At 39.6% G+C, this 8,773-nt stretch carries 9 protein-coding genes; 4 read left to right on the top strand and 5 right to left on the bottom strand.

From position 1 onward, the window contains the following. The 3 genes from ACTB1O_RS11645 to ACTB1O_RS11635 form a co-directional block, all read right to left on the bottom strand. On the bottom strand, nt 1-254 hold a 254-nt coding region (locus ACTB1O_RS11645), incomplete at its 3' end, for a GltB/FmdC/FwdC-like GXGXG domain-containing protein (RefSeq protein ID WP_462995308.1). Between the two features lie 5 nt (nt 255-259). Next, a complete protein-coding gene (locus tag ACTB1O_RS11640; protein WP_462995307.1) occupies nt 260-1,771 on the bottom strand; it encodes a glutamate synthase-related protein in 1,512 nt (503 codons plus the stop codon). Next, on the bottom strand, nt 1,768-2,820 hold the full coding sequence (locus ACTB1O_RS11635; RefSeq protein WP_462995306.1) for a class II glutamine amidotransferase: 1,053 nt from the start codon (nt 2,818-2,820) through the stop codon (nt 1,768-1,770). The genes ACTB1O_RS11640 and ACTB1O_RS11635 overlap by 4 nt, the downstream gene beginning before the upstream one ends. 627 nt (nt 2,821-3,447) lie before the next feature. On the opposite strand from ACTB1O_RS11635, the gene ACTB1O_RS11630 reads away from it, so the two are divergent. The 3 genes from ACTB1O_RS11630 (at nt 3,448) to ACTB1O_RS11620 (ending at nt 5,636) form a co-directional block, all read left to right on the top strand. Next, nucleotides 3,448-4,641, top strand: a complete 1,194-nt coding sequence (locus tag ACTB1O_RS11630) for an ammonium transporter (RefSeq protein ID WP_462995305.1) — start codon at nt 3,448-3,450, stop codon at nt 4,639-4,641. A 13-nt stretch (nt 4,642-4,654) separates the two neighbouring features. After that, nucleotides 4,655-4,972, top strand: coding sequence for a P-II family nitrogen regulator (locus ACTB1O_RS11625; RefSeq protein WP_462995304.1), 318 nt, complete (start codon nt 4,655-4,657; stop codon nt 4,970-4,972). Nucleotides 4,973-5,129: 157 nt separating this feature from the next. After that, nucleotides 5,130-5,636, top strand: coding sequence for a HEAT repeat domain-containing protein (locus ACTB1O_RS11620; RefSeq protein ID WP_462995303.1), 507 nt, complete (start codon nt 5,130-5,132; stop codon nt 5,634-5,636). Nucleotides 5,637-5,887: 251 nt separating this feature from the next. On the opposite strand, the gene ACTB1O_RS11615 is transcribed toward ACTB1O_RS11620, so the two are convergent. Beyond that, a complete protein-coding gene (locus ACTB1O_RS11615) occupies nt 5,888-7,324 on the bottom strand; it encodes a SulP family inorganic anion transporter (protein ID WP_462995302.1) in 1,437 nt (478 codons plus the stop codon). Between the two features lie 390 nt (nt 7,325-7,714). Between ACTB1O_RS11615 and ACTB1O_RS11610 the strand changes: the two genes are divergently transcribed. Continuing rightward, nucleotides 7,715-8,137 (top strand): universal stress protein, encoded by a 423-nt coding sequence (locus ACTB1O_RS11610; protein WP_462995301.1) that lies wholly within the window; start codon nt 7,715-7,717, stop codon nt 8,135-8,137. A gap of 81 nt (nt 8,138-8,218) precedes the next feature. Here the strand turns inward: ACTB1O_RS11610 and ACTB1O_RS11605 are convergent. Continuing rightward, on the bottom strand, nt 8,219-8,773 hold a 555-nt coding region (locus ACTB1O_RS11605; protein WP_462995300.1), incomplete at its 5' end, for a glutamine amidotransferase-related protein.

Below are 8,773 nucleotides of genomic sequence, written 5' to 3'. Positions count from 1 at the left end.
TTTCCGGGAGCGTGATCACAGTTGCCGTAAACAGTGATCTCAGGACCGCTCATAAACATGGCAAGATCGCCTCCCGGGACACCGTTTATAGTGATTTTAACATTATCACCACGGAGACCGTTTCCAATAAAACGATGCCCGAGAACATTGTCAATAGTTATATCAGTTACTCCGTCTGCAACAGCTTTCCTCAGCATAATATTCAGAGGAGTATAGTGGACGCCTTTTGCATCAATTTTAATGGATTTTTCCATTCTTTTCATGCCCCCACCATCTTTACATCGAGTACTTTCATAATTCCCTCATCAAGCATATAACCACGCAGACGGTCACGGTTTCCACGCAGACTTTCGATGGAATTTATTCCTGCCGCTCCCATGAGCTCCGCAAGTTCAAGTGTCCATCCGTTTATAAGATTTGCAACATTTTTTGAAGCTTCATCAGGGTTTAAGCGATCTACAAGATCCTGCCTCTGGGTAGCTATACCCCATGGGCAAAGACCTCTGTAGCATGAACCGCAGACCCTGCACCCCATCGCAACAAGTGCTGCTGTCCCGATATAAACTGCATCTGCACCAAGAGCTATCGTCTTTGTAAGATCGGCACTGTCACGAATACCACCACTTGCAATAACAGATATCTCATTTCTGACACCCTGATCTCTTAATTTTTCATCAACTGCCGCAACCGCAGCCTCTATGGGAATACCCACATGATCCCGGAATACACGCGGTGCAGCACCTGTACCGCCCCTGAATCCGTCAACCACCACTGCATCAGCCGAAGACCTTGCAATTCCTGCTGCAATTGCAGGCGCATGATGGACAGCGGCTATCTTTACAAATACCGGTTTTTTCCATTCAGTAGCTTCCTTTAAACTTCTTACAAGCTGTGCAAGATCCTCTATGCTGTAAATATCATGATGGGGTGCAGGACTGATTGCATCACTGTGAAGAGGTATCATTCTTGTCTTTGAAACATCCTCTGTCACCTTTTCTCCGGGGAGATGCCCCCCTATTCCGGGTTTTGCTCCCTGACCCACCTTGATCTCAATGGCAGCGCCACGCTCAAGATAATTGATATCCACACCAAAACGTCCAGATGCAACCTGAACAATCATACTGTCCTGATAAGGATAAAGATCTTTGTGAAGTCCCCCTTCCCCTGTTCCCATAAAAGTACCAGTCTCTCTTACAGCCTTTGCCAGAGAAAGCTGGGCATTTAATGAAATTGCCCCGTAACTCATATGCCCGATCATTATCGGAGTTTCAAGTTTTAAGTTGGGAGCCAGTTTCGTTTTTAGATCATAATCTCCGGAAGCATTTTTACTAATCTTTATCCGCTTTGGTTTTTTACCGATATAAGTTCTCAGCTCCATCGGTTCACGAAGGGGATCTATGCTTGGATTTGTAACCTGACATGCATCCAGAACAAGTCTGTCAAAAATTATAGGATAATCAGCAGCATTGCCCATTCCGGAAATGATTATTCTGCCGGTTTTTGCCTGTTTGTATATAGCTTCCCTTGCTTCACGTGTCCATACAGGATGTGATTTATAATCATTGGGTTTTTCCTGCATCGTAATTGCATCACGGGGACACATGGCAATACACCTGTGGCAGGCAGTGCATTTTCTTGAATCAGGAATTATTTTTTGACCTTCACGTCTGAAAACACCATATGAACAATTTTCAATGCAGCGTTCACATAACATGCACTGATCATTATCAATCGTTATTTTGTATTTTACAGGTGTACTTCCAATTGTCATCGCTTCACCATCCCGATAACCGGTTCGCCTGCACCAGGCATCCAGACCCTGTCAAGATTTGACTCCATTGTACGTATTGCCGCTTCTTCACTTGATATATACAGACAGTCACCTGATTCTGCAGCAACCATAGGTCTGAGCTTAATTCTGTCTGTAAAACCCACAATTCCTTCCGGTTTTGCTACAACTATTGCAAAAGGTCCGTTCATGAGTGCCCCGCCATATGCCATCCTAAGTGCAGTATTCAGAAGTCTCTCATTTTCCGGCATCCTGTCTATATCATCCCAGAAAGAAGGAGCAAGTGCTTTTACTGCAATATCTTCCGGAAGCCCGTGACGACGTCCGAGAAGATCTGCAAGATATGCAACAACCTCAGTATCTGTCTGCATTGTGCATTTATATCCAAAACTCTCAATGTATCGCCTGTTTGTCCCATAAGAGGTTATTTCTCCATTATGAATTACACTCCAGTTTAAAAGATTGAAAGGATGTGCTCCTCCCCACCATCCGGAAGTATTTGTTGGATATCTGTTATGTCCCATCCAGATGTAACCTTCATAGTCTTCAATTTTGTAGAAATTTGCAACATCTTCAGGCCATCCGGACGCTTTAAAAATACCAACATCCTTTCCGGAAGAGAATATTAATGCTCCCTTTATTCCGGTGTTGATTTTATTTACAATATTTATTATCGCATCTTCTTCAGGTGAGCAGGTACCTGCAAGCAGTCCGGTATCCGGCTTAAAAAAATATCTCCATGGAATATGCTGTTTTCTTAAACGATCCTGATCATATGTCGGAATCTCCTCAGAAAATTCAACCTTCCCCCATTTTTCAAGAAGTGATTCGACTGCAGCCTTTGGTTCAACAAGATTGTCATAGAATACATGAAGAGCATAATATTCCTTATAATCAGGATATGCTCCATATACAGCATACCCCGCCCCTTCACCACTGCCTCTTTCATTCATAAGAGATAGCGCATTTTTGATAGCTTCTCCACCCATTTTATTTCTGGAGCGATCTATCACACTGATTATTCCGCACATTTTTATCACAAAATCCTATAGTATAGATAATATCTGTTAATCTCATGTAGCCTAATAAGATTAGATGTGATAACTATATATATTGTTAGGTGGAAGTAATTTTCTACCACTTCACAAAAATCTCCCAAAACAATCCATCTCTTACTCCAAAAAGAAAAAAGATCTGAAACACCCTCTGTAAATTATATCATTATAAAGAAAATTCAACAAGGCAATGCACTCATATTCACAACAGATACAAAAGAAATCCTGAAATATACAATTCAGAAAAAATAGAACAGATAATTTCAATAATTATAAATCAAACTTAACCTCACCAAAGTAAATATGTTGCCGCAGAACATTTATCTCACATTCAAATGTCAAAAAAATTGACGCGCTTGCTGACAAATTAAATGTTAATAAAGATCTTCAATAATAAAATATAATTTACAAAACAGGATTGAAAGGACCTATTTTAAAAATTGTACCTGTAAAAAAATTTCAAATTTAGTGCTAAAAAAATCCCCAAAATTGCAAGATTGTGCAAAAATTTAAATATGGTGGAAGACAACTTCCTTCTGTCAAATATAAAGCAAATTAATATCATCCATGACATGAGATGATATCAAAATGGAGTAATGTAAAATGATTGACAGCGGAGATACAGCATTTATCATCATATGTACTGCAATGGTCATGCTGATGACACCAGGTGTGGGACTGTTCTATGGCGGAATGGTTCGCAAAAAAAGCACCATCTCAATGATAACACTGGCATTTGTTGCATTTGCAGTAGTTAGCATACAGTGGGTTCTTTTTGGTTACACACTTGCGTTCGGACCAGACATAGGTGGTTTCATTGGAGGACTTGATTACTTTGCCTTAAACGGCGTAGGGCTTGACGGCGAAGGAATTCCTGACATACTGTTCATGGTATTCCAGCTTGTTTTCGCAGGACTGACACTTGCCATCCTGACATCAGGCCTTGCCGAAAGGGTGAAACTTAGTTCCTTCATTGTGTTTGGTCTTCTATGGACAACACTTGTTTATGACCCGCTTGCACACTGGGCATGGGGAGGTGGCTGGGCATCACAGCTTGGAGCTCTGGACTTTGCCGGAGGAACTGTTGTTCATATAAGTTCAGGTTTCGGAGCACTTGCAGCAGCACTTGTAATCGGAAAGCGTTTGGGATTCGGCCAGGAATCCATGAAACCATCCAACATCCCGCTTACACTCCTCGGAGGAGCATTACTGTGGTTTGGATGGTTCGGATTTAATGCCGGCAGTGAACTTGCAGCAGACGGAATAGCTGCAAACGCATTTGTGGTTACAAACATTGCTGCATGTGCAGGAGCCCTTGCATGGATGGGAGCATCATCAATTCACGGAAAACCGAGTTCACTGGGTATGATTTCAGGAGCGGTTGCAGGCCTGGTTGCAATCACACCTGCAGCAGGATTTGTTAACGCCACATCTGCAATCGCAATTGGCCTCATTGCAGGACTTGTCTGCTACGCAGCACTTCTCTTCCGTGTGAAGAAAGGTCTGGATGAATCACTGGATGCATGGGCAATACATGGCGTTGGAGGTTTCTGGGGTGCACTTGCAACAGGTATCTTCTGCACAGCTGCCATAGGCGGCGTGGACGGACTTATTTACGGAAATGCAAACCAGTTATTCATACAGATAATAGATGCTGTCGCAGCTATGGTATATGCATTCGTCGTAACATACGTGCTTGCACTGATTGTCAATAAGACAATAGGTCTTCGCGTGGATGAGGATGAAGAATATGTCGGACTGGATATCGCACAACACGGTGAATCCACCTATATTTAAGGAGTGGTTATACATGAAAAAGATCGAAGCAATTATTCGTCCTGAAAAGTTTGAAAAAATCTCTGATGCCCTTCTGGAAAAAGGGTATCATGCAATGACAGTGACTGATGTTCGCGGCCGGGGTGCCCAGAGAGGGATTTCACTTCAGTTTCGCGGCAAGGAAATGATAGTAAATCTTATTCCAAAGATTAAGATTGAAATGGTTATTCCCGAAAAAGATATTGATGAAGTTACAGAGATTATCAAACAGAATGCCTATACAGGTAAAAATGGTGACGGGAAAATCTTCTTTTACAATGTGGAGAAGTGTATTGAGGTTAGACAAAACTGAATACTGATTGAAAAGGCCAGAGAAGATAAGAAATTTCAAAAACACCAGTCACGAAAAAAGTTCAGGGAAAATTACCTGAATTTTTCTCCAGACTATTACTTCAGACAGCAAAAATTCCCTGATCTTTTTACCAGTAGTTCTAAATTCGGAGGTAAAAATGAGCAAATGTGAATTAATAATCGGAAAGATAAAAGATGAAAGCTGGAAATTAAGGTGTGAAGGTTTTTCGGAAATAGGTTCATCGTTAAAACCTGAAGATATAAATGAGCTGATATCTCTTCTTAAAAATGAGAGATGGTTTATTCGTGAATCTGTTAAAGAGAGTATGTCATCAATTACTGATACTGACACTTTAAAAGCAATTGATGAGTCATTAAAAACTCACAGGTGGTTTATCCCATACGGCATAAGAGCTCTGATAAAAGCAGGATATAAACCGGATCTAAATACTATAATAGAAGCTCTTTACGATGAGAATCCTGTCATTCGCTGTTATGCAGCTGAAGCTCTTGCAAAAATAAAAGATGAGAAATCATTGCCGGCTTTAAGAGACTCCCTATTAGATGAAAATATGGAAGTAAGGAAAAAAGCAACTATAGCTATTAATAAAATATCAGATTATAAACATTCGGGTTCAACAAAAAGCATGGAAATGAATGTTTAGGAATAATAAAATTATTTTTAATTGAAAGGATTTTCTTTTTAACCGGATTTTCAATATTTTTTAAGCATATTATGTGAGAGGTACAAAAAATATAGTAATCAAAGATGCTCTTGTAAAAACAGGAAAATACAGAGAAGAAAATGTTTCTAAATCGGGAATCATACCTGATTCTATAATCAAATCAATTACAAATCTTCCAAAAAATTTTAGATAGAACTAAATAGCAATATAACTTTCCAGTCAGATATTTTTCAGGAAAATCCCTTATTTAGCGTTTCCTGACTTTCAGTATTGAGACCAATAACATAAACCGACTTTTTTTCCTGCTGATATTTGTCTATAACACGTGCAATTGCCTCAACTGCTGAATGATCCCATATATGGGAATTTCTAAAGTCTATCTCAATTTTCGCGGGATCACCTGTGTAATCAAAAAGGTCAATGAATGCCGCCATTGTTCCAAAGAACAACTGCCCCTTGACAGTATAAACTTTAACTCCATCTTCCCGATTACTGCCCGATACTGAAATAACTGACATTTTCCACACAATTGCAAGGGCGGCAAGCACAACACCGGCTAAAACACCCTTTGCAAGATCATGAGTATAAACAACAATGGCTATTGTTGCAAGCATAACAAATGCATCGCTTTTTGGTATTTTGGAGAGATCCCTGACTGACTGCCATTCAAATGTCCCGTATGCGACCATCACCATAACACCGACCAGTGCCGCCATAGGAATCTGTGCCACCAGATCACCCAGAACAATTATCAGAAATATCAAAAATAGTCCGGCAGTCATTGAAGAAAGTCTGCCCTTCCCCCCACAGGTCACATTAATAACAGACTGACCAATCATTGCACAGCCGGCCATACCTCCAAAAAAACCTGTGATAAAGTTTGCAATACCCTGTCCCTTAACTTCCCGGTCTTTATCACTTTTGGTATCAGTCATCTCATCAATAATTGATGCTGTCAAAAGTGATTCCAAAAGTCCCACTATTACAAGTGTTGCAGAATAAGGAAGAATTATAAGCAGCGTTTCAATGCTTAAAGGCACCATTGGAAGATGAAATAAAGGAAGTGATTTTGTAATTGTGCCTAAATCGCCAACTGTCAGAACACTTAGTCCCGCACCTATTGCTATTGCAGTCATGACAATAATAGCAATGAGAGGTGCAGGCACAGCCTTTGTAAAGCGGGGCAAAAACCATATGATTCCAACTGTTGCTACAGCCATCACATAAACAACAGGCGGGGCACCAAATAAAAACGGAATCTGGGCAAGAAATATCAGAATCGCAAGAGAATTTACAAATCCAAGAACTACCGAATACGGGATGAATGAAATAAAACGCCCGACTTTTAGAAGACCTAAGCCCAACTGGATAATTCCGGTGAGAACAGTTGCTGCAAGGAGATATTCAAGTCCAAAATCCCGAACCAGAACAACCATGATAAGCGCCATCGAACCCGTTGCTGCCGATATCATGCCCGGCCTTCCTCCTGCGATGGATATTACAACTGCAATACAGAACGAGGCATAAAGGCCGACCATCGGATCAACGCCGGCAATGATTGAAAATGCGATTGCTTCAGGAATCAGCGCAAGTGCTACAGTCATTCCGGCCAGCACATCGCCCTTTATATTTGAGAACCATTCATCTCTAATCTTTTGCGCGTTCAAGGAATTTTTCACCCATTTAATTAAATTAATTTTTATCTCCGGTTTAACCGGATTTTACAGGATATTTAATCTTTAATTTTGATATCTATATTACTGAGAATCGGTTTAAAATATCAAAACAGGCCAAGAGACATTTAAAACATCTCATTTCAGTTGTTTTCTTTTATGTCAGTAATAATCGTCACGAAAACAGTTAAAAATACCGCAGATTAAAAAAAATACATCAAAGATAATGCAGAAAGAAGGGCTCATTTTTTTATCATGCCTTTTTTTTCAATTAATATATCACAAAGTAATTTCTTTATACAGGTTAAATTAAACTTTAGCAGTAATTCAGAGAGCTGGATTAATTTTAAGGTTACAACAGATTTCACCGGAGCAATAATATTCATGTTTAAAAAAATTCTACTTGCAACTGATGGTTCGGAAAATGCAAGACGTGCAGCAGGCGAGGCAACCTCTCTTGCAGGGGAATTGTCATCCCACATAATTTTGGTATATATTGTAAATAACCCGCCTTCACAGTCAAGGATGGCAAAGGCAAATTTTGATGTGCATTCCATACTTGAAGAGGATGCAAAATCACAGATAAAAGATACTATTGAGATTCTGGAAAATGCCGGTATTCCATATACATTAAAGGTTGCAATAGGAGAACCTGCGGCTGAAATAATTGAGATAGCCGAGAAAGAGACGGCAGCCCTGATTGTTATTGGAAGTCGCGGCCTTGGCACAATAAAAGGAGTTTTTCTGGGAAGTGTAAGTCAGAAAGTAACTCATAATGCAAAATGCCCGGTTTTAATTGTAAAATAAGTGAACCAGAAATCAATACCGAAAAAATAATCTTTTTCACAGATAAAAACAGGTTTTCTAAAAAGAAAAAATGGAAAATCTTTAGCACCCGGCAATCTCTAAAAAATTTAAAACAACCCATTCATTTCTGACTTCAGGATGAAAAACAACACCATAAATATTCTTTTTTCCATGTTTTATTGCCTGGACTCCTGATTCAGATTCAGCTAAAATTATAAATTCCTCAGGGATTTCGAAAGAATTTGTATGAAGCTCATATGCCTCAAATGCGGAATTATTCTTAAATAAAGGATCATCCCTTATTTTTACAACCTTTGTCATTCCGATTTTTTTATCAGGGATAATTTTCCCGCCGAATATTTTTGCAATTACCTGAACACCGGCACATACACCAAGAACAGGAATATTATAATTTTTGATAAACCCAAATCTATCCATATCCTCTGAAAAATTATTGTCAATAAGTGCAGTTCCACAGAGAATAAGGGCTTCTGCATCTTTAAGATCATTTTCGGCCAGATCAGTATAATGAACTATTCTAAACTCTCTTCCCGAGGATTTCACAATCTCCTCAATAGGGGTTACATATTCATAATGTGAAAGAGAGTCAGGTTTTCCACAAAGATCGCAGATAAA

The organism is Methanomicrobium sp. (assembly GCF_055145805.1).
Note: the sequence above shows the minus strand (reverse complement) of the source record. Positions and strands in the feature narration are given on the sequence as shown.

What these genes read in the sequence shown, in the direction of transcription:
- ACTB1O_RS11640 (WP_462995307.1), bottom strand. Translation starts at nt 1,771, where the DNA reads ATGACAATTGGAAGTACACCTGTAAAATACAAAATAACGATTGATAAT.
- ACTB1O_RS11635 (WP_462995306.1), bottom strand. Translation starts at nt 2,820, where the DNA reads ATGTGCGGAATAATCAGTGTGATAGATCGCTCCAGAAATAAAATGGGT.
- ACTB1O_RS11630 (WP_462995305.1), top strand. Translation starts at nt 3,448, where the DNA reads ATGATTGACAGCGGAGATACAGCATTTATCATCATATGTACTGCAATG.
- ACTB1O_RS11625 (WP_462995304.1), top strand. Translation starts at nt 4,655, where the DNA reads ATGAAAAAGATCGAAGCAATTATTCGTCCTGAAAAGTTTGAAAAAATC.
- ACTB1O_RS11620 (WP_462995303.1), top strand. Translation starts at nt 5,130, where the DNA reads ATGAGCAAATGTGAATTAATAATCGGAAAGATAAAAGATGAAAGCTGG.
- ACTB1O_RS11610 (WP_462995301.1), top strand. Translation starts at nt 7,715, where the DNA reads ATGTTTAAAAAAATTCTACTTGCAACTGATGGTTCGGAAAATGCAAGA.